Origin of the sequence: Bacillus sp. UNC438CL73TsuS30 (genome assembly GCF_000482325.1) — a bacterium.
Classification (GTDB): domain Bacteria; phylum Bacillota; class Bacilli; order Bacillales; family Cytobacillaceae; genus Neobacillus.
This window is the reverse complement of sequence record NZ_AXVA01000032.1, coordinates 1-19,259: the sequence shown is the minus strand read 5'-3', so window position 1 is coordinate 19,259 and position 19,259 is coordinate 1. Positions and strand designations below refer to the sequence as shown.

The 19,259-nt window shown below is 40.7% G+C and carries 21 protein-coding genes, 1 rRNA gene and 2 other annotated features (1 of these 24 running past the window's edge); all 22 genes read right to left on the bottom strand.

The annotated features are described in order from the left end of the window. Positions 1-93: a sequence feature (ribosomal protein L10 leader region), on the bottom strand (it extends 53 nt beyond the left edge of the window). A 49-nt stretch (positions 94-142) separates the two neighbouring features. After that, a complete protein-coding gene (rplA, locus tag M028_RS0111680) occupies positions 143-841 on the bottom strand; it encodes a 50S ribosomal protein L1 (RefSeq protein WP_026574076.1) in 699 nt (232 codons plus the stop codon). 113 nt (positions 842-954) lie between these two features. Further along, complete coding sequence (gene rplK / locus M028_RS0111675) at positions 955-1,380, bottom strand: 50S ribosomal protein L11 (protein ID WP_026565509.1); 426 nt, start codon at positions 1,378-1,380, stop codon at positions 955-957. Between the two features lie 193 nt (positions 1,381-1,573). Continuing rightward, positions 1,574-2,107, bottom strand: coding sequence for a transcription termination/antitermination protein NusG (nusG, locus tag M028_RS0111670; RefSeq protein WP_026574075.1), 534 nt, complete (start codon positions 2,105-2,107; stop codon positions 1,574-1,576). 301 nt (positions 2,108-2,408) lie between these two features. Beyond that, a complete protein-coding gene (secE, locus tag M028_RS0111665) occupies positions 2,409-2,591 on the bottom strand; it encodes a preprotein translocase subunit SecE (RefSeq protein ID WP_026574074.1) in 183 nt (60 codons plus the stop codon). Positions 2,592-2,635: 44 nt separating this feature from the next. Further along, complete coding sequence (rpmG, locus tag M028_RS32075) at positions 2,636-2,782, bottom strand: 50S ribosomal protein L33 (RefSeq protein ID WP_081810729.1); 147 nt, start codon at positions 2,780-2,782, stop codon at positions 2,636-2,638. A gap of 119 nt (positions 2,783-2,901) precedes the next feature. Further along, positions 2,902-3,552, bottom strand: coding sequence for an RNA polymerase sporulation sigma factor SigH (gene sigH / locus M028_RS0111660; protein WP_026574073.1), 651 nt, complete (start codon positions 3,550-3,552; stop codon positions 2,902-2,904). A 68-nt stretch (positions 3,553-3,620) separates the two neighbouring features. Further along, on the bottom strand, positions 3,621-4,130 hold the full coding sequence (locus M028_RS0111655; protein WP_026574072.1) for an NYN domain-containing protein: 510 nt from the start codon (positions 4,128-4,130) through the stop codon (positions 3,621-3,623). A gap of 2 nt (positions 4,131-4,132) precedes the next feature. Beyond that, positions 4,133-4,876, bottom strand: a complete 744-nt coding sequence (gene rlmB / locus M028_RS0111650) for a 23S rRNA (guanosine(2251)-2'-O)-methyltransferase RlmB (protein ID WP_026574071.1) — start codon at positions 4,874-4,876, stop codon at positions 4,133-4,135. Then, positions 4,873-5,298 (bottom strand): Mini-ribonuclease 3, encoded by a 426-nt coding sequence (locus M028_RS0111645; RefSeq protein WP_026574070.1) that lies wholly within the window; start codon positions 5,296-5,298, stop codon positions 4,873-4,875. Before M028_RS0111645 ends, rlmB begins: the two co-directional genes overlap by 4 nt. A 3-nt stretch (positions 5,299-5,301) precedes the next feature. Beyond that, the gene (gene cysS / locus M028_RS0111640) at positions 5,302-6,699 is read right to left on the bottom strand and encodes a cysteine--tRNA ligase (protein ID WP_026574069.1); all 1,398 of its coding nucleotides are present in this window, start codon (positions 6,697-6,699) and stop codon (positions 5,302-5,304) included. After that, on the bottom strand, positions 6,680-7,351 hold the full coding sequence (gene cysE, locus M028_RS0111635) for a serine O-acetyltransferase (RefSeq protein WP_197031409.1): 672 nt from the start codon (positions 7,349-7,351) through the stop codon (positions 6,680-6,682). The genes cysS and cysE overlap by 20 nt, the downstream gene beginning before the upstream one ends. Positions 7,352-7,420: 69 nt before the next feature. Then, positions 7,421-7,648 (bottom strand) — a binding site (T-box leader). 49 nt (positions 7,649-7,697) lie between these two features. After that, complete coding sequence (gene gltX, locus M028_RS0111625; protein ID WP_026574067.1) at positions 7,698-9,155, bottom strand: glutamate--tRNA ligase; 1,458 nt, start codon at positions 9,153-9,155, stop codon at positions 7,698-7,700. Between the two features lie 66 nt (positions 9,156-9,221). Beyond that, positions 9,222-9,704 carry a 2-C-methyl-D-erythritol 2,4-cyclodiphosphate synthase gene (gene ispF / locus M028_RS0111620; RefSeq protein WP_026574066.1) on the bottom strand — a complete coding sequence of 161 codons (483 nt, stop codon included), beginning with the start codon at positions 9,702-9,704 and terminating at the stop codon, positions 9,222-9,224. Positions 9,705-9,706: 2 nt separating this feature from the next. Beyond that, a complete protein-coding gene (gene ispD, locus M028_RS0111615; RefSeq protein WP_026574065.1) occupies positions 9,707-10,396 on the bottom strand; it encodes a 2-C-methyl-D-erythritol 4-phosphate cytidylyltransferase in 690 nt (229 codons plus the stop codon). Positions 10,397-10,429: 33 nt separating this feature from the next. Beyond that, positions 10,430-11,518 (bottom strand): PIN/TRAM domain-containing protein, encoded by a 1,089-nt coding sequence (locus M028_RS0111610; protein WP_026574064.1) that lies wholly within the window; start codon positions 11,516-11,518, stop codon positions 10,430-10,432. A gap of 101 nt (positions 11,519-11,619) precedes the next feature. Next, complete coding sequence (gene disA, locus M028_RS0111605) at positions 11,620-12,693, bottom strand: DNA integrity scanning diadenylate cyclase DisA (protein ID WP_026574063.1); 1,074 nt, start codon at positions 12,691-12,693, stop codon at positions 11,620-11,622. A gap of 3 nt (positions 12,694-12,696) precedes the next feature. Beyond that, a complete protein-coding gene (gene radA, locus M028_RS0111600; protein ID WP_026574062.1) occupies positions 12,697-14,079 on the bottom strand; it encodes a DNA repair protein RadA in 1,383 nt (460 codons plus the stop codon). A 144-nt stretch (positions 14,080-14,223) separates the two neighbouring features. Then, the gene (gene clpC, locus M028_RS0111595) at positions 14,224-16,665 is read right to left on the bottom strand and encodes an ATP-dependent protease ATP-binding subunit ClpC (protein WP_026574061.1); all 2,442 of its coding nucleotides are present in this window, start codon (positions 16,663-16,665) and stop codon (positions 14,224-14,226) included. A gap of 13 nt (positions 16,666-16,678) precedes the next feature. After that, on the bottom strand, positions 16,679-17,752 hold the full coding sequence (locus M028_RS0111590; RefSeq protein ID WP_026574060.1) for a protein arginine kinase: 1,074 nt from the start codon (positions 17,750-17,752) through the stop codon (positions 16,679-16,681). Position 17,753: 1 nt separating this feature from the next. Beyond that, positions 17,754-18,302, bottom strand: coding sequence for a UvrB/UvrC motif-containing protein (locus M028_RS0111585; RefSeq protein WP_026574059.1), 549 nt, complete (start codon positions 18,300-18,302; stop codon positions 17,754-17,756). Positions 18,303-18,328: 26 nt separating this feature from the next. Continuing rightward, the gene (locus M028_RS0111580) at positions 18,329-18,790 is read right to left on the bottom strand and encodes a CtsR family transcriptional regulator (protein ID WP_026574058.1); all 462 of its coding nucleotides are present in this window, start codon (positions 18,788-18,790) and stop codon (positions 18,329-18,331) included. Positions 18,791-19,137: 347 nt separating this feature from the next. Beyond that, positions 19,138-19,254, bottom strand: a 5S ribosomal RNA gene (gene rrf / locus M028_RS0111575). Positions 19,255-19,259 lie beyond the last annotated feature (5 nt).

Below are 19,259 nucleotides of genomic sequence, written 5' to 3'. Positions count from 1 at the left end.
TGAAGCGTTTCAGCCAATTTATCGCATTACCTCGGCAGGATTATTAAGCACATGTTGTGCCCCTGCTGTCTACAGTACAAATGTTTTTAATTTAAACAACAAAATATATTATATTAAATCTATTATTATTTGTCAACAAAAATTATTTTACTGCAACAGAAGAAGGATCAACCTTCACGCCAGGGCCCATTGTTGAAGTAACGGTTACGTTCTTCATGTAAGTACCTTTTGCAGCAGCAGGCTTAACTTTCAACATTGTGTCGAAAATTGTTTTGAAGTTTTCAACAAGTTTTCCATCTTCAAAAGAAGCTTTACCGATTGGCACGTGGATGTTACCAGCTTTGTCAACACGGTATTCAACTTTACCTGCTTTAATTTCATTGATTGCTCTTGTTACATCAAATGTAACTGTACCAGTTTTAGGGTTTGGCATTAAACCTTTAGGTCCTAACACACGACCAAGTTTACCAACTTCACCCATCATATCTGGAGTTGCGACGATTACATCAAATTCGAACCAACCTTGTTGGATTTTGTTGATGTATTCTGCATCGCCAACATAATCAGCGCCAGCTGCTTCTGCTTCTTTTACTTTTTCACCCTTCGCGAAAACTAAAACGCGTTGAGTTTTACCAGTACCGTTTGGAAGTACAACTGCACCACGGATTTGTTGGTCTGCTTTCTTAGGATCAACACCTAAGCGGAATGCAACTTCAAGAGTTGCGTCAAATTTTGCAGTGTTTGTCTTCTTTGCAAGTTCGATTGCTTCTGCAATTGGGTAAGCTTTTGTGCGATCTACAAGCTTCACAGCTTCTAGATACTTTTTACCTTTTTTAGCCATTTTGTTTTTCCTCCTAAATTGTGGTTTTAACGTTGAATAACTCCCACGAAAAAGGTTGCGAATATTTTAGAACTTCGCAACCCCCTCATTACATCATCAACAGTTTACATGGATTAATCTTCGATAACGATTCCCATGCTGCGTGCAGTACCTTCAACCATGCGCATTGCTGCTTCAACGCTAGCTGCGTTAAGGTCAGGCATTTTCTGTTCCGCAATCTCGCGTACTGTGTTACGCTTAACTGTTGCTACTTTATTACGGTTTGGTTCACCAGAACCAGACTGAATTCCAGCTGCTACTTTCAAAAGAACGGCAGCAGGAGGAGTTTTCGTAATAAATGTAAATGAACGGTCTTCAAAAACCGTAATTTCAACAGGGATAATTAATCCAGCTTGATCAGCTGTACGAGCGTTAAATTCCTTACAGAATCCCATGATATTAACACCGGCTTGACCTAGTGCAGGACCAACTGGTGGTGCAGGATTCGCTTTACCAGCAGGGATTTGCAATTTAACAACTTTAATTACTTTTTTAGCCACGAGACACACCTCCTTAAAGTCCGTGATGTGGTAATAGGGTATTCACCCTCCCACTCAAGGCATCTGTCTTTATATAAAGATAAAGAACTTGACAAAGTCTTGTCTCAAAATTTGAGACATACTGACCTATGAAATATTAACATTTTTTAAAATTGATTTCAAGTTTTTTTACAATATCCATCAATTTTTCTTTTTAAAGCTTATCAATTTGCGTAAAATCTAACTCTACAGGCGTATCACGGCCAAACATATTAACAAGTACTTTAAGCTTAGCTTTATCCTTGTCCATCTCTTCTACAGTCCCGGTAAAGTTAGCAAATGGGCCTTCTTTTACGCGTACGGTTTCACCAATTTCGAAGTCCACATCCAAACGTTTTTCTTCTACTCCCATGCGTTTCAGTAATACCGTCACCTCTTCCGGAAGAAGTGGGGTCGGCTTTGAGCCTGAACCGGCAGAGCCAACGAATCCAGTTACTCCAGGAGTATTCCGTACGACGTACCATGAATCATCGGTCATAACAATTTCAACTAGTACATATCCAGGAAAAACTTTTCGTTTTACGACTTTCTTTTTACCATTTTTAATTTCGGTTTCTTCTTCCTCAGGTACAACTACTCGGAAAATTTTATCCGCCATCCCCATTGATTCAACGCGTTTTTCCAGATTGGCTTTTACTTTATTTTCATAGCCTGAGTAAGTATGAACAACATACCAATTCTTTTCCATTTAAGAGGACTAGTGTCCGTCCCTCCCTGTATTTTTCAAATTAAAGCTGTGTTAAATTTGCTTGCTGATTTCCGCTCCAGGCACTTCGCTTTCCGCGGGCGTTCCGGGGAGCCTTCTCGGCGCTTTTGCGCCTGCGGGGTCTCCCCTGTACCGTACTCCCGCAGGAGTCTCCCGCCTTCCGCTCCAATTATCACAATCACAAATTCATCTAATGAACACAGCCAAAATAAAAAACCCGTTAAACGGGCTTTGCATAAAAGTTTCCTGTATTAATCACCATTATACCATGAAATAACATCTATTATTCAAGAATTAAACGAATCAATTTAGAAATTCCTAAATCTATTACTTCAAAGAAAAGAGCAACAAACACAACGGTAGATAAAACAGTAACTGTATATCTTGTTAATTCACCGCGTTTTGGCCAGCTGACCTTTCTCATCTCGCGGACAACATCACTGAAGAACTTCTTTATGCGCTGCATTCTGTAACCTCCAAAATCGGGATTGCCTACTAACTATATTAAAATTACTTTGTCTCACGGTGTAATGTATGCGAATTACAAGTTTTGCAGAATTTCTTCAATTCTAATCTCTCTGATTTTTCCTGCTTGCCAATCGTCGAATAATTCCTTGAGCCACAATCAACGCAGGCAAGGATAACCTTTTTACTCATATTTGACACCTTCAATTGTCCTACTATTATATCCTTAAAAATGTAACACGGTACATACTATATGTCAATAATAGTTAGGAACACATTCACATAAATTCCATATTTATACTAGTTATAAACTACAAGGAAAACTCCCGAATTTCAAGGTATCTTTCAAGCTTTCGCTTTACGCGCTGCAACGCATTATCGATTGATTTAACATGGCGGTTTAGTTCCTCAGAAATCTCCTGATAGGATTGTCCATCAAGGTAGAGCGCGAGAACCTTCCTTTCTAAATCACTCAATAATTCAGTCATTTTTACCTCAATATGATCAAATTCTTCTTGATTAATGATTAACTCCTCTGGGTCAAGCACTTTTGCCCCAGATAAAATATCCATTAATGTTCGGTCTGATTCTTCATCATAAATAGGCTTGTCCAATGAAACATATGAATTTAACGGAATATGCTTTTGCCTTGTTGCTGTTTTTATTGCCGTAATAATTTGGCGGGTAATACAAAGCTCTGCAAACGCTTTAAATGAAGTGAGCTTGTCCTCCCGGAAATCACGTATCGCCTTATAGAGCCCGATCATACCCTCCTGGACAATGTCTTCCTTATCTGCCCCAATTAAAAAGTAGGATCTTGCTTTTGCCCGTACAAAATTTCGATACTTGTGGATTAAATAATCCAACGCTTCACTTTCACCCTGGTGCACTAGATCCACAATTTCTTCATCTTCCATTGAAAAAAATTGTTCGTTGATTTTTATCCCGAAGTCTGTACTCACTAGATCCCCTCCACCGAACAAGCATAGATAATTTAAGTATACATGATGGTTTTTTTGACCGTCAATTCTTACTTTTCTCCCCTGCGCCATTTTTCAAAAATTTCTGCCACTTCGTCACTAATTTGAATCTTTGCGGCAGGTTGTTTCTCTTGAATTTTCTTTACCCTCTTTTCTATGCCTTTTTCAATTGAAGACATTTCAATCAGTAATTCCCTAGCAGATTTCCTTAGTGCCCCTTGTCCAAAAATCGCCCATTGTTCTGTAAAATCAGATGTTGCTACGTGAATTTGCGTTTTTCGATTATTTAGGCTAATCGCCAATTTCTCAATCCGTTCATCCGCTGTTTCATTTTTCTTTGTAAAAATCACTTCGACTTTATGATTTCTATATTTTTTCTCGGTGCCTTGAACATACTGTGCATCAAAAACCACGATCACACGGTAACCGGAAAAGGCTTGGTATTCTGCCATCTTTTCCACCAAACGATCCCGTGCCGCAGGTAAATCGCGTTCCTTTAAATCTCTTAAATCGGGCCAGGCACCGATAATGTTATAGCCATCGACAAGCAGGATATCCATTTCTATCCCTCAAGAGGGTGCCTTTTTCGGAATACCTCATACATGAGCAATGCCGCTGCTACGGATGCATTCAAGGATGTAACCTTTCCGGCCATTGGCAAATGAATTAAGAAATCACATTTATCACGCACAAGCCTGCCCATTCCTTTTCCCTCACTGCCAATCACGAGGCCAAGTGGAAGCGTCCCATCAAATTGGCGGTAATCCTCTTTCCCTTTGGCGTCTGTTCCGGCGATCCAGACACCCCGTTCCTTTAACTCATCAATGGTACGAGCCATATTTGTCACACGGACAACAGGTATATATTCAATTGCTCCAGTCGAGGCTTTTGCCACTGTCGCGGTTAATCCAACGGCTCTTCGCTTTGGGATAATAATGCCATGTGCCCCTACCGCATCAGCTGTTCTCATAATGGAACCAAGGTTATGCGGGTCTTCAATTTCATCTAATAATAAAAAGAAAGGAGGTTCATTTTTCTTTTCTGCTGCAGCAAATAAATCATCCATTTCTGCATATTGGTAAGCTGCCACGTACGCAAGGACTCCTTGATGATTTTGATCTGTAATTTGATCAATTTTTTTCTTTGGAACAAATTGAACAATCACATTTCCCTCTTTAGCAAGCTGGGTAATTTGCTGCATTTGCCCCCGCTGTGAACCTTCGGCAATGAGAATTTTATTGATATCGCGATTTGACTTTAGTGCTTCAATGACTGGATTTTTTCCGATGATATATTCTTGGGTCATCCTGTTGTTCCTCCTTTCTTTTCGTCTACATAGGTTAATGCTTTTTGAATAAGTTCCTCTAACCGGTTCAGTTCCCCAGTTAAATATAGATGTCCCATCAGTGCTTCAAACGCTGTGCTGTATCGGTATGTTTGGACATCCGTATTTTTGGGGACGGTTCCCGATTTTGCATTTCGGCCCCGCATGATGACAGCTGTTTCTTCTTCCGTAAGAAGATGGTCATCCATCATTTGAAACAAAATTTGGCACTGCGCTTTTGCGGAAACATATTTCGTCGCAGCATGATGTAACTGGTTTGGCCTTACTTTTCCACTTTGCAGCAGGTGACGCCGTACGTAAATTTCAAATACAGCATCACCCATGTATGCAAGTGCCAGACTATTTAATTGTTTTGCATCCACATGGTTCTCATAATCAAGCATGAATTATCCTCTTTTCCAGCGTGTACCCTGAGGTGTATCTTCTAAAATAATATTCAACGCTTTTAGCTGATCCCGAATTTGATCTGCTAACTGAAAATTACGATCCTTGCGGGCTTGAATTCTTTTTTCAAGTAAGGCATCAATTTCTTCGTCCAACATTTCATCTTTTTCAAGTGTTAAACCTAAAACGTGGAACAATTGCTCAAATTCGTTGATAAATTCATCGATTACAATCTTGGCTGTATTTTTTTCGAGCAAATAATAGTTCGCCAATTTTGAAAGCTCGAATAGAACTGAAATGGCATTGGCCGTGTTAAAATCATCATCCATTTCCTTTATAAATTGGCCGCGCATTTCTGCTATTTTTTCAAGCCACTCTTGATTATTATTGGTTAAGTCTGTACTTGCCTCTTTGCGATGCTTTAAATTTTGGTAGGAGGTGGTCAACCTTTCGAATGCCGCCTTCGTACTTTCTAATAATTCCTCGCTATAATTGATTGGATTGCGGTAATGAACTGACAACATAAAGAATCGTAATACTTGCGGGTTATGCTTTTTAATAATGTCATGGACTAAAACAAAATTGCCAAGTGATTTTGACATTTTTTCATTATCAATATTAATATAGCCATTATGCATCCAGTAATTTGCAAATGTTTTTCCAGAAAGTGCTTCTGATTGGGCAATTTCATTTTCATGATGCGGGAAGGTTAAATCCTGTCCGCCGGCATGAATGTCAATGGTTTCACCCAGATATTTTTTCGCCATTGCCGAGCACTCAATATGCCAGCCTGGTCTGCCTATTCCCCACGGACTCTCCCAGAATATTTCTCCTTCCTTTGCAGCTTTCCATAGAGCAAAGTCAAGATCATCTTGTTTCTTTTCTCCAACCTCAATCCTTGCTCCTACCCGAAGTTCATCAATTGATTGGTGTGATAGTTTACCGTATTCATCAAACTTTCTTGTACGGAAGTAGACATCTCCCTCTGACTCATAGGCATAACCTTTTTCAATCAATTGGCTGATAAAGTCGATAATAATATCCATATTTTCCATTACACGCGGATGGACATCGGCTTTTTGGCAGCCTAATGCAGATACATCCTCAAAATAGGCATGGATGAAGCGATTGGCAATTGTCGGAACATCTTCACCCAATTGATTGGCTGCACGAATCAGCTTATCATCAACATCGGTAAAGTTTGATACATATTTCACCTCAAAGCCTCGGTATTCCAAATAACGACGGACGGTATCAAATACAATGGCCGGACGCGCATTGCCTATATGAATATAATTATAAACCGTTGGACCGCAGACATACATTTTTACCTTTCCTTCTTCTAACGGAACGAATGTTTCCTTTTTTCGTGTAAGTGTATTATATAACTGAATGGTCATTAAGCTTGCTCCCTTCATCTTCCAGTTCATCTAGATGGTGCTGTAACCGATTGATCTCGTTTTGCATTTCCGATAACCGATCCGCAATTGGATCTGGCAGATCGCAGTGGTTGAAGTCCTTATTAATTCGTTTTCCGTTCTGAATGACGACTCTGCCTGGTACGCCAACAACGGTAGAGTTTGGCGGCACCTCTTTTAAAACAACGGAGCCGGCACCAATTTTTGAATTTTCCCCAACTGTAATCGATCCAAGTACCTTAGCCCCTGTAGCAATTAAGGCGTTGTCCTTAATAGTTGGATGACGTTTTCCCTTTTCTTTTCCTGTTCCGCCAAGTGTTACCCCTTGGAAAACTGTTACGTTATCCCCTATTTCACAGGTTTCCCCAATGACGACACCCATGCCGTGGTCAATAAAAAATCTTCTGCCTATTTTTGCCCCCGGGTGAATTTCAATTCCGGTAAAAAAACGGCTGACCTGAGAAATCACCCTCGCGATAAAATAAAATTTCCGCTTATAGAAGGCATGAGCAATTCGATGTGCCCAAATGGCATGTAAACCGGAATACGTTAATACCACCTCAAAATAACTTCGTGCCGCAGGATCCTGTTCAAATATAACCTCAACGTCCTCTTTAAATGTTTTAAACATGATGGTTTCCCCCCTTTTTGAAAACACAGCCCAAAATTCCCCATTAATAAAAAAAAGCGTCCCTGTCTATACGACAGAGACGCTTAAGCGCGGTTCCACTCTGATTAGACCAAAACTTTATATTGGTCTCACTCTACCTGTTAACGGATAGGTTCCGCCCATATCTACTCTGGAATCCTCCTTTTCGAAATGGGGCTCAGAGGTGCATTTCAAAAAATGAGCGGCCTGAACCACTTTCAGCCGGTGATGGTTCTCTCTTTAAAACATCATTTTTTTACTTATCCTCTTCTTCACTTTCATGCATATGGAATTTATTTAATTTTACTATATTATTTTTTTATTTCAATTGTTAACAAATAATTTTATTAATTCTTGCTTGAACTTTTTCTTTTCCTAAAAGTTCAATCGCCTGCGGCAAATCCGGCCCATGTGTTTGACCCGTTACGGCCGCACGAATTGGCATAAAAAGATTTTTCCCTTTTTGCCCTGTTGACTTTTGAACAGCTTTCATTGCAGCTTTAATTCCATTTGCTTCAAAGCTTGGAAGCTGGTCAAGTTCATGGGAAAATGCCTTCAACACTTCCGGAACCTGTTCGCCGGAAAGAATCTCTTTTGCCTCTTCTTCATATTCTGCCTCATCCTTGAAAAATAACTCGGTAAGTTCGACGATTTCTGCGCCAAAGCTCATTTTTTCTTGGAAAAGAGCAACAAGACTTTTAGCCCAGTGCTGTTCGGTCTCTGTCATTTTTTCAGGCAAACGCCCTGCTTTAATTAAATGTGGAACCGCAAGTTGATAAACGCGGTCAAGCTCCACCTTTTTCATGTACTGATTGTTCATCCAAGCGAGTTTTTGCTTGTCAAATAATGCAGGTGATTTGGAAAGACGTTCCGCATCAAACAATTCAATAAATTCCGCTTTCGAATAAATTTCTTCTTCCCCTGCAGGTGACCAGCCGAGCAATGTAATAAAATTAAATAATGCCTCCGGCAGATAGCCTAAATCCTCATATTGCTCAATAAATTGAATGATCGATTCATCACGCTTACTTAATTTTCTTCGACTCTCATTGACGATTAAGGTCATATGTCCAAAAATTGGCGGCTCCCAGCCTAATGCTTCATAAACTACGAGCTGTTTCGGGGTATTTGAAATATGGTCATCCCCACGTAAAACATGGGAGATTTCCATTAAATGATCATCTACCGCAACAGCAAAATTATAGGTTGGAGTTCCGTCCTTTTTCACAATTACATAGTCGCTGATCCCTTCGGATTCGAAAGATACAACCCCTTTTACCATATCATCAAATGTATAGGTCTTTCCTTGGGGAACCGCAATCCGGATGCTTGGCTGACGGCCTTCGCCCTCAAGCAGGCTGCGCTGTTCAGCTGTTAAATGGCGGCACTTTCCTGAGTATTGAGGATTTTCCCCTCTAGCGATCTGTCCTTCACGTTCAGCCTCTAACTCTTCTTCGGTGCAGTAGCATTTATAAGCTTTACCGCTTTCTAATAATTGCTTGTAATAGACTTCATAAATATCATTTCGTTCCGATTGACGGTATGGGCCATATTCACCGCCGATATCAACACTCTCGTCCCAATCCATTCCGAGCCATTTTAAATATTTTAATTGGCTTTCTTCTCCACCTGCAATGTTCCGCTTTTTATCAGTATCCTCAATCCGGATAATAAATTTCCCGCCCTTATTGCGTGCAAACAAATAATTAAATAACGCAGTACGAGCATTCCCAATATGTAAATGTCCAGTTGGACTTGGAGCATACCTTACACGAACTTCATTTGACATGATATATAGTGCCTCCACTTTTGGAATTGTTTTCACCTGATATTTTACCACTGTAAAGTGTAAAGATTAAGCATTTATTTTCTTTAATAACACAACAGCCTGAGCTGCAATTCCCTCTTGTCTTCCGGTAAAGCCGAGTTTTTCTGTAGTGGTAGCTTTTACATTGACCTGGTCCGGTGCTGCTTCAAGTAATTCAGCAATCCGCCCTTTCATCTGCTCAATATAAGGAGCCATTTTTGGCTTTTGCGCAATAATAGTGCAATCGGCATTTACGAGCTCATAGCCTTTTTCTTTCACGAGCTCCCATACGTGCTCCATCAACTTTGCAGAATCGGCATCCTTAAAATTTGGATCGGTATCCGGAAAGTGCCTGCCGATGTCCCCTTCTCCAATTGCGCCAAGACAGGCATCCGAAACAGTATGTAATAATACATCGGCATCAGAATGGCCCAACAGCCCTTTTTCGTAAGGGATTTTTATACCACCGATAATAAGCGGGCGTCCTTCCGTTAATTGGTGAACATCAAAGCCTTGTCCAATTCGATACATCTTTAAAAACTCCCTTTTCTTTTTTTCAATATTGCTTCGGCAAAAAATAAATCCTCCGGTGTTGTTAGCTTAATATTATCATAATCCCCTTCCACCACTGTAACGGGGTGGGGGATTCTCTCCACTAAGCTTGCATCATCTGTCCCTAAAAAGTGGTCACTTTCTGCATTTTCATAGGCTTCAAGCAAAATGGACATGCGAAAAGCTTGTGGGGTTTGTACTGCCCACAAGCTAGTTCGTTCGACTGTTCCCAGCACTGTTTGATTGCGTACTGTTTTCATCGTGTCTTTTGCCGGTACGCCAATAATCGCCGCACCAGTTTCTTCCGCTGCTATTATCAGACGGTGAATTTGTTCTTTTCTAATAAAGGGTCGGGCGGCATCATGAACAAGAATCATTTCGCCATCCTTCACTGTTTTCAATGCATGATGGATACTGTGCTGACGTTCTTTTCCACCCGGTACCAGGCCTTTAACTTTCCCAATCTGATATTGTTTAAGCAAGAAATTAAATTCAGCTTCATCCTGGGGATGTATCGCTAATATTATGCCCTCACATTTTTCGTCCTCTTCGAACACCCTTAATGTATGGATCAATACAGGAATAGCGTTTAACTCAAGCAACAGCTTATTTTTCCCTGCACCCATTCTTTTTCCCTGACCTGCAGCCGGGAGAATGACTTGGTAGCCCATTTTAAAACCCCAATTCTATCACTACTGTATCACTTATAACGCTTTTTCTAATAGTTTCGGTTTCGCAAAGATCATTCTTCCTGCAGATGTTTGAAGAACACTGGTTACGAGAACCTCAATTCTTTTACCGATATACTCTCTTCCTTCTTCGACCACAATCATAGTCCCGTCATCAAGGTAAGCAACTCCCTGATGGTATTCTTTTCCGTCCTTAATAACCTGCACCGTTAATTCTTCACCCGGAAGAACAACCGGTTTAACTGCATTCGCTAAATCATTAATATTTAACACCGTTACGTTCTGTAATTCACAAACCTTGTTTAAATTAAAATCATTGGTCACAAGGATGCCATTAGTCAACTTGGCAAGCTTGACCAATTTGCTGTCTACCTCTTGAATTTCTTCAAAGTCTCCCTCGTAAATCTCAACCTTTATCGCAAGCTCTTTTTGAATACGGTTAAGAATATCCAAACCTCTCCGTCCGCGATTTCGTTTTAAAACATCGGATGAATCTGCAATATGCTGGAGCTCTTCCAGCACAAATTGGGGAATGACAATGGTTCCTTCCAAAAATCCTGTCTGGCAAATATCAGCAACCCGACCATCAATAATGACGCTAGTATCGAGAATTTTTAATTGCTGGACCGCTGCCTTTTCGGGTTCTTCTTCTCCTGACTTTTTCTTTCCAATTCGGTTTGTAAAGAGATTTAATAACTCATCTCGTTTCTTAAACCCAACTTGAAAGCCGAGATAACCAAATAATAAGGTCAGTAGAATGGGTGCGACTGCATTCAAAATTGGTACCTTTACCGCATTTAAGGCAAAGCCAATTAAAAAGGCCACCAATAATCCAAAAATTAACCCAATACTGCCGAAAAGTACATCCGTTACCGGGATTTTAATTAAAGAATCCTCTGTCCATTTAATAAATTCATGTACATAATCAACTGCCCAAAAGGTAATAAGATAAAAAATAATTGCACCTATAATAGCAGTGACATATGAGTTACTGACAATCGGAATGTCATTCATATTGATTAATTTAAGTAATTCAGGGATTAATAAGATTCCAAGCGTACCTCCGGTAATGAGGAAGCAAGCTTGAACAATTCGTTTTAACATTCCTTCACCTCCTCTATTTCATTATAAACATTTTCATCAATTTGAAACCTTCGATTCATGATTATTTTTCCAAATTGTAACCATTTTGAAATATATTCCTTTTAAAGTTGTCTCTCTGTATACAGACGTTCTTTTAACAATCTCAGACCCTCTTTAATCTTCTTGGCACGTACTTCTCCAATTCCCTCCACATCATCGAGCTCTTCTACCGTTGCAAAAATAATTTTAGGGAGCGTACCAAAACGTGTTACGAGATTTTCAACAATTACCGCCGGCAGCCGCGGAATTTTATTTAGAATCCGATATCCCCTTGGGTTTTTATTTTCATCGAGATGTACATATCCTTGATAGCCCATCATTTTTAATAATACCATATCTTCTATGGTTTCATGATTCGCCATGACTTGCAACCGGCCGAGGACCTCCTGCGCTTTCGTCTCCCGGTCAAATGCATAATCCTTAAGAATTAACATCATTTCCTCTTCCAGCTCCGTTAAAATTTCATTGATTTGCAGTCGGATTAGCCTTCCCTCTGTTCCGAGTTCATTTAAATAAGTTAGTAATTCATTTTTTATTTTTAACACCATCTCAAACCGATGAAGAACTAGCAAAAAGTCTGTATAGGTAACAGATTCCTCAAACTCTAAAATGCTTAAGTTTGTAATACTTTCTTCTAAGACAGCCTTATATTTTTCAAGCGTTTGTACAGCTTGATTGGCCTTCGTTAAAATCACACCGATATCCCTAAGTGCATAGCGGAAATTCCCTTGATAAAGAGTAATGACATTTCTTCTTTGGGAAATTGCAATCACAAGCGCTTTTGTTTGTTTGGCTACCCGTTCAGCAGTCCGGTGGCGCATCCCCGTTTCTGAGGAGGGCACTGTAGAGTCCGGAGCAAGATGAGCGTTCGCAAAGAGTATTTTTGTGCCCAATTCATTAAGAATAATCGCGCCATCCATCTTTGCAAGTTCATATAAAAAGCTTGGTGAAAATGGACAGTTCACTTGAAAGCCGCCATCCACAAGACCTTTCACCTTATCATTATAACCAACTACAATCAGTCCCCCGGTGTTAGCCCGAAGCACATTATCGATTCCTTCACGAAGGGGTGTTCCTGGTGCAATAAATGGTAATACTTCACTTACAGATTGTTCACCAAGCCTTTTAATTTCCATCTGCTACCCTCCCAACGCTGCTTTAAGCGCTTCACTTACAGATGAAACCCCAATTAATTGAATCTCTTTTGGCCCTGTCCATCCGCTTAGATTATTAGCAGGTAAGATCACTCGTTCAAATCCAAGCTTTGCTGCCTCTTGAACACGCTGCTCAATTCTTGATACCCTTCTGACCTCACCGGTTAACCCTACTTCCCCAATAATACAGTCCGTTGGTCTTGTCGGTTGATCACGAAAACTCGAAGCAATGCTTACAGCAATTGCTAAGTCGATCGCCGGTTCATCCAGCTTTACTCCGCCCGCTACCTTTAGATAGGCATCTTGATTGGCGAGCAGCATACCGACACGCTTTTCCAATACAGCCATTAAAAGCGGAACCCGGTTATGGTCGATTCCAGTGGCCATTCTTCTCGGATTCCCGAAGCTTGTAGGAGAAATGAGTGCTTGGATTTCCACTAATACTGGTCGTGTCCCCTCCATCGAAGCGACAACCGTTGAACCGGCCGCCCCCCTTGAACGCTCTTCTAGAAAAATTTCCGAAGGGTTCGCCACTTCCTCAAGGCCAGCTTCTTTCATTTCAAAAATTCCCATTTCATTCGTGGAACCAAATCGGTTTTTCACGGCACGTAAAATCCGGTACGTATGATGCCGTTCCCCTTCGAAATATAAAACGGTGTCAACCATATGCTCTAATAATCTTGGACCGGCAATTGAACCTTCTTTCGTTACATGTCCAACAATAAAAATCGCAATTCCCTTCGTCTTTCCAATTCTCATTAACTCAGCCGTACATTCACGAACCTGTGAAACGCTGCCCGGGGCTGAAGTAACCTCGGGATGGTAGATGGTTTGAATCGAATCAATAATGACAAAGGCCGGATTCGCAGCTTCGATCGTACGGTTAATTTCCTCTAGGCTGGTTTCCGAATACACAAATAAGTTTTCAGAAGATACCCCTAAGCGCTCGGCACGAAGCTTGGTCTGCCTTAGTGATTCTTCACCAGATATGTATAAAACCTTATTCCCATTATGGGCGAGCTGTGATGATACCTGCAAAAGAAGTGTAGATTTACCAATACCTGGATCACCGCCAATCAGAACCAATGATCCCCTGACAATTCCACCACCAAGTACTCGGTTAAGCTCACTCAAATTGGTTAAAATCCTTGGTTCACTACCTGTTTCAATGGACGTAATCGGCATAGCTTTCGAAAGAATTGCCGCCCCCCCCTGGGCATGTGCAAAGGCTCCTCTTCGATTTCCACCCGTTACCTCGACCTCTTCGACCATCTTATTCCACTGACCGCATCCCGGGCATTTCCCCATCCATTTGGGAGATTCATATCCACATTCCTGACACATGAACTTAGTTTTCCGCTTTACCATTACTTCTACCTCTTTTGCCTTTAAGTAATCTACACATTTATTGTACAACAAATAGATGATTGGATAAATATGTAAAAATAAAGAGGCACACGATCAACGATATTCACGTGTACCTCTTCTTGTGTTTTTCCATTGTATCCTTCGTTATTTTGCCAGACTTGTTTTTTCCGCTGTTCTTACGGTAAATTCACCATTATCCACATCAATAATCACATTCTGGCCTGTTAGCACTGTACCTTTTAGCAGCTCTTCAGATAGGCGGTCTTCAATATGCTTCTGAATGGCGCGGCGCAGTGGTCTTGCCCCATATTCCGGATCATATCCTTCCAGGCAGATCTTATCCTTCGCTGCCTCCGTTAACTCAAGCTCAATATTTTGTTCCTTTAAGCGCTTTGTTAACTGATCAGACAATAATGTAACAATTTCCTGCAGATGCTTTCTCTCCAATGAATGGAAGACAATGATTTCGTCAATCCGGTTCAAGAACTCTGGACGGAAGGCCTTCTTCAATTCCTCCATCACTTTTCCCTTCATGTCTTTGTAATCCTGCTCACCATCCTGGATATTAAAGCCGACATATTTATTTCGCTTTAATGCCTCAGCACCCACGTTAGATGTCATAATCAAGACGGTATTACGGAAATCAACCGTTCTTCCTTTTGAGTCAGTTAAGCGCCCATCTTCTAGAACCTGCAAGAGGATATTGAAAACATCAGGATGTGCCTTTTCGATTTCATCCAGCAAAATAACCGAATAAGGTTTTCTTCTTACTTTTTCCGTTAATTGTCCGCCTTCCTCATAACCGACATATCCCGGAGGGGAACCGACTAGACGGGAAGTGGAGTGTTTCTCCATGTATTCAGACATATCAATCCGAATCATTGCCTCTTCATCACCAAACATTGCTTCTGCAAGTGCTCGTGCCAACTCTGTTTTCCCGACACCGGTAGGTCCAAGGAAAACAAAGGAACCGATTGGGCGTTTTGGATCCTTTAATCCCGCCCGTGCACGACGGACTGCTTTCGAAACCGCCTTAACAGCTTCTTCCTGGCCAATTAAGCGAGAATGTAAAATTTCCTCTAAATTAAGAAGCTTTTCTGTTTCTGTTTGAGCCAGTCTTGAGACTGGAACTCCCGTCCAACTGGAAACAACATTCGCGATATCTTCAACTGTAACTTCATTATTTTCTTTTCCTTGTTTTTCTTTCCAGGTCTTTTTCGTTTCTTCGAGCTGTTCACGCAGGCGCTGCTCCGTATCCCTTAAAGATGCTGCTTTTTCAAATTCCTGGCTTTGTACTGAAGCATCTTTTTCCTTTCGGACATCCTCAAGCTTTACTTCTAGTTCTTTTAAGTTTGGAGGAGTCGTATAGGAACGTAAGCGTACTTTTGAACCTGCTTCATCAATCAAGTCAATCGCCTTATCCGGCAGGAAGCGATCAGAAATATAACGGTCCGATAATTTTACAGCTGCTTCAATTGCTTCATCTGTAATTGATACGCGGTGATGTGCCTCGTAGCGATCGCGCAATCCTTGTAATATTTGAATCGATTCTTCAGCTGTTGGTTCATCGACACGAATCGGTTGGAAACGTCGCTCTAACGCTGCATCCTTTTCAATGTATTTACGGTACTCATCAAGAGTCGTTGCACCGATACACTGAAGCTCGCCGCGTGCCAGAGAAGGTTTTAAAATATTGGAGGCGTCAATAGCACCTTCCGCACCACCGGCACCAATTAATGTGTGTAATTCATCAATAAATAGAATGATATTACCTGCTTGGCGGATTTCATCCATTACCTTTTTCAAACGGTCCTCAAACTCACCGCGATACTTTGTACCGGCAACAACCGTTCCCATATCTAACGTCATGACCCGCTTATCCCGAAGAATCTCAGGAACTTCATTATTAACAATTTGCTGGGCAAGCCCTTCCGCTATTGCAGTTTTACCAACACCAGGTTCCCCAATTAAAACTGGGTTGTTTTTTGTCCGGCGGCTTAATACCTCAATAACACGCTGGATTTCTTTACTTCGGCCAATCACTGGGTCAAGGCTTCCTTCCCTTGCAATTGCCGTTAAATCTCTAGCAAGACTGTCTAGTGTTGGGGTATTGGCGCTGGCAGAAGCTCCACCCTGATGACCGCCTGACTCATTGCTGCCCAGTAATTGCAACACTTGCTGACGTGCTTTATTAAGGCTAACACCTAGATTGTTAAGAACCCGTGCCGCCACTCCTTCACCTTCACGAATGAGACCAAGGAGAATATGTTCCGTTCCAACGTATGAATGGCCAAGCTTTCTCGCCTCATCCATTGATAATTCAATTACTTTTTTCGCTCTTGGTGTATAGTGAATGGTTTGTGGAACTTCCTGTCCTTTGCCAATTAAGTTTTCAACTTCTTTTTGAATTTTATCAGAGCCTAAACCAAGTCCATAAAGTGCTTTTGCTGCAATCCCTTCCCCTTCACGAACCAGTCCCAATAAAATATGCTCTGTTCCAATATTATTATGGCCAAGACGGATTGCTTCCTCTTGGGCTAACGCTAATACCTTTTGAGCTCTTTCTGTAAAACGTCCGAACATCATATTCTCTTCCTCCTCACCTTTTATCGGTTTCCATTTTTATTCGTTCCCGAATTAAAGCAGCACGCCTTATATCCCTTTCATGCGGCCTTAGTGGCCCGCCTGCATATTGCTGCAAGAATCCCGGCTGGGTTGAAATCATTAATTCCGTTAACATATTTTTGGGCATATTCGTGATATATCCCATATCAATTCCAAGCTGTACGTCGGATAAACATTTCGCAGCTTCCTTTGATTCGATAATTCGGCTATTAGATAATACACCGAACGATCTGAATACCCTGTCTTCTAATTGTATGTTTGAAGTTTTGCGTAATGCTTCACGAGCCGACCTTTCTTGTGAAATTAGCTGACTAACAACCCCCTTTAAATCACGGCAGATATCTTCTTCTGATTTCCCAAGAGTAATTTGATTGGATATTTGAAAAATATTTCCTAAAGCTTCGCTGCCCTCACCATAAATCCCTCTAACTACAAGACCTAATTGGTTAATCGCCGGGATAATCCGATTCATTTGCTGCGTTAGGATTAGTCCAGGCAAATGCATCATGACGGAAGCACGGAGACCGGTTCCCACATTTGTGGGACAGCTTGTTAAATAACCATGTTTTTCATCAAATGCATATTGAATCCGGCTTTCAAGCAAGTCATCAATTTCATTCGCTGCTTCAAGTGCTTCTTTTAGCTGCAAACCGGGGAACAGGCACTGAATACGGATATGATCCTCTTCATTAACCATAATACTAACTTCTTCATTTTCGGTTAACAGAACAGCTCCATAGGGTGAATCTTCTGCAAGAAGAGGACTGATTAAATGTTTTTCAACTAAAACTAACTTTTGAAGAGGCTGTAGGTCATTGATCTTTAATAATTCCATTTGCCCAAACTTTGTAATATCTGCATTATTTAAAACTTCCTCGATATTGGCAATAATCTCTTTTGCCTCTTCATGGGAAAATAATGTCGGAAATTTATATTCCTCAAAGTTTCGAGCTAAACGGATTCGTGAACTAAGTACTATATCTGAATCAGGTCCTACCTGCCTCATCCATGAACTAAGGGCTTGGTTAATAAATCGTTCAAGCGGCATTTTATTCCCCTCCCCCCTGACTGCCCGTTAACTGTTTTTCAAGTGTACGAATCTCATCACGTACTTCTGCTGCTTTTTCAAACTCTTCATGGGTAATCAAATCTCTTAATTCATTTTTTAATTCGTCGATTTGCTTTCGAAGATGAATGCCACCACCGATTCTTTTGGGAATCTTTCCACTATGGGACCAATTTCCGCTGTGGAGACGTTTTAAAACAGGCTTTAGCTGCTCCTTAAAAGTTTCATAACAATGCGCACATCCGAAGCGTCCAATTTTTAAGAATTGTGGAAACGTCATTGAGCAATGGCTGCATTGAAGAATTTCCTCCTGATGAAATGGGCTCTTTTCCTGTTTTTGATAGGAAGGATCAATATTCAACAGTCCAGCTAATAAATTATTAAAGGCAAAACTTGAGCCTCCATTTAACATAAACATATTCCCTTTTTCCTGTGCACATTTCTCACAAAGATGAACCTCTGTTTTTTCACCATTAATAATTTTTGTGAAGTGGAGTGCTGCAGGCCTTTGATTACATTCCTGGCATATCATCCTCATCACCCCTCCAGCTAGTATCATTATTTATATTTTAAGGTAGTTAACATTGCCTTTAACATTCTTGCCCGCAATTCGTCACGGTACGGAAGTTCAATATATAAAACGGAACGATCAATTACACTTAACATGATTTTTGCTTCTCGATTTGTAATAATTTCTTCATGTACAAGTCGGAGAATAACATCTTCAGCACTTGCCTGGCTGATTCGTTCCTCTACAAGTGAGATCAAATGATGGATTAGGTCGGCAAATTCGTGGGATTGTACTTTCGTAATTCTTATATACCCACCACCGCCGCGTTTACTCTCAACAATATATCCTCTTTCTATTGTAAACCGGGTATTAATTACGTAATTTATTTGTGATGGTACACATTGAAATTTATCTGCAATTTCACTTCGTTTAATTTCAACGAGGTCTTGTTCGCTTTTTTCTAACACTGCTTTTAAATAATTTTCAATAATGTCGGAGATGTTTCTCATCTTCCCAACTGGCTGCAGCTTATTTAATTTTTTTCAATATTTTGCCGCAGACAGGATTCACCTCCTTTTGCTTAATTTTATTTAAATTATTGATTAGCTGGTGTTTCTGACTTTGACTATATTTGACATTAATTATACTGAAAAGCGTTTGAAGTTTCAACAATCAGATACTAATGATTTTCTCCAAATCTCGTCATTGTGAAACATGGAGGTGGTAAAATGTTTGGGGATATTTGTCTGTAATTAGGTATAGGAAGGTTTTGGGGGTTCGAGAAGGGGGTGATTACTGTAATTAAGTCCATAGAACGCAAAAAAAAGACAACCCTCATCAGGTTGTCCTTCATCATGCCTGGCAACGTCCTACTCTCACAGGGGGACAGCCCCCAACTACCATCGGCGCTGAGAAGCTTAACTTCCGTGTTCGGTATGGGAACGGGTGTGACCTTCTCGCCATTATTGCCAGACTATT

What these genes read in the sequence shown, in the direction of transcription:
- rplA (WP_026574076.1), bottom strand. Translation starts at nt 841, where the DNA reads ATGGCTAAAAAAGGTAAAAAGTATCTAGAAGCTGTGAAGCTTGTAGAT.
- nusG (WP_026574075.1), bottom strand. Translation starts at nt 2,107, where the DNA reads ATGGAAAAGAATTGGTATGTTGTTCATACTTACTCAGGCTATGAAAAT.
- secE (WP_026574074.1), bottom strand. Translation starts at nt 2,591, where the DNA reads ATGCAGCGCATAAAGAAGTTCTTCAGTGATGTTGTCCGCGAGATGAGA.
- rpmG (WP_081810729.1), bottom strand. Translation starts at nt 2,782, where the DNA reads ATGAGTAAAAAGGTTATCCTTGCCTGCGTTGATTGTGGCTCAAGGAAT.
- M028_RS0111655 (WP_026574072.1), bottom strand. Translation starts at nt 4,130, where the DNA reads ATGGATATCCTGCTTGTCGATGGCTATAACATTATCGGTGCCTGGCCC.
- rlmB (WP_026574071.1), bottom strand. Translation starts at nt 4,876, where the DNA reads ATGACCCAAGAATATATCATCGGAAAAAATCCAGTCATTGAAGCACTA.
- M028_RS0111645 (WP_026574070.1), bottom strand. Translation starts at nt 5,298, where the DNA reads ATGCTTGATTATGAGAACCATGTGGATGCAAAACAATTAAATAGTCTG.
- cysS (WP_026574069.1), bottom strand. Translation starts at nt 6,699, where the DNA reads ATGACCATTCAGTTATATAATACACTTACACGAAAAAAGGAAACATTC.
- gltX (WP_026574067.1), bottom strand. Translation starts at nt 9,155, where the DNA reads ATGTCAAATGAAGTTCGTGTAAGGTATGCTCCAAGTCCAACTGGACAT.
- ispF (WP_026574066.1), bottom strand. Translation starts at nt 9,704, where the DNA reads ATGTATCGAATTGGACAAGGCTTTGATGTTCACCAATTAACGGAAGGA.
- ispD (WP_026574065.1), bottom strand. Translation starts at nt 10,396, where the DNA reads ATGGGCTACCAAGTCATTCTCCCGGCTGCAGGTCAGGGAAAAAGAATG.
- M028_RS0111610 (WP_026574064.1), bottom strand. Translation starts at nt 11,518, where the DNA reads ATGTTAAAACGAATTGTTCAAGCTTGCTTCCTCATTACCGGAGGTACG.
- disA (WP_026574063.1), bottom strand. Translation starts at nt 12,693, where the DNA reads ATGGAAATTAAAAGGCTTGGTGAACAATCTGTAAGTGAAGTATTACCA.
- radA (WP_026574062.1), bottom strand. Translation starts at nt 14,079, where the DNA reads ATGGTAAAGCGGAAAACTAAGTTCATGTGTCAGGAATGTGGATATGAA.
- clpC (WP_026574061.1), bottom strand. Translation starts at nt 16,665, where the DNA reads ATGATGTTCGGACGTTTTACAGAAAGAGCTCAAAAGGTATTAGCGTTA.
- M028_RS0111590 (WP_026574060.1), bottom strand. Translation starts at nt 17,752, where the DNA reads ATGCCGCTTGAACGATTTATTAACCAAGCCCTTAGTTCATGGATGAGG.
- M028_RS0111585 (WP_026574059.1), bottom strand. Translation starts at nt 18,302, where the DNA reads ATGATATGCCAGGAATGTAATCAAAGGCCTGCAGCACTCCACTTCACA.
- M028_RS0111580 (WP_026574058.1), bottom strand. Translation starts at nt 18,790, where the DNA reads ATGAGAAACATCTCCGACATTATTGAAAATTATTTAAAAGCAGTGTTA.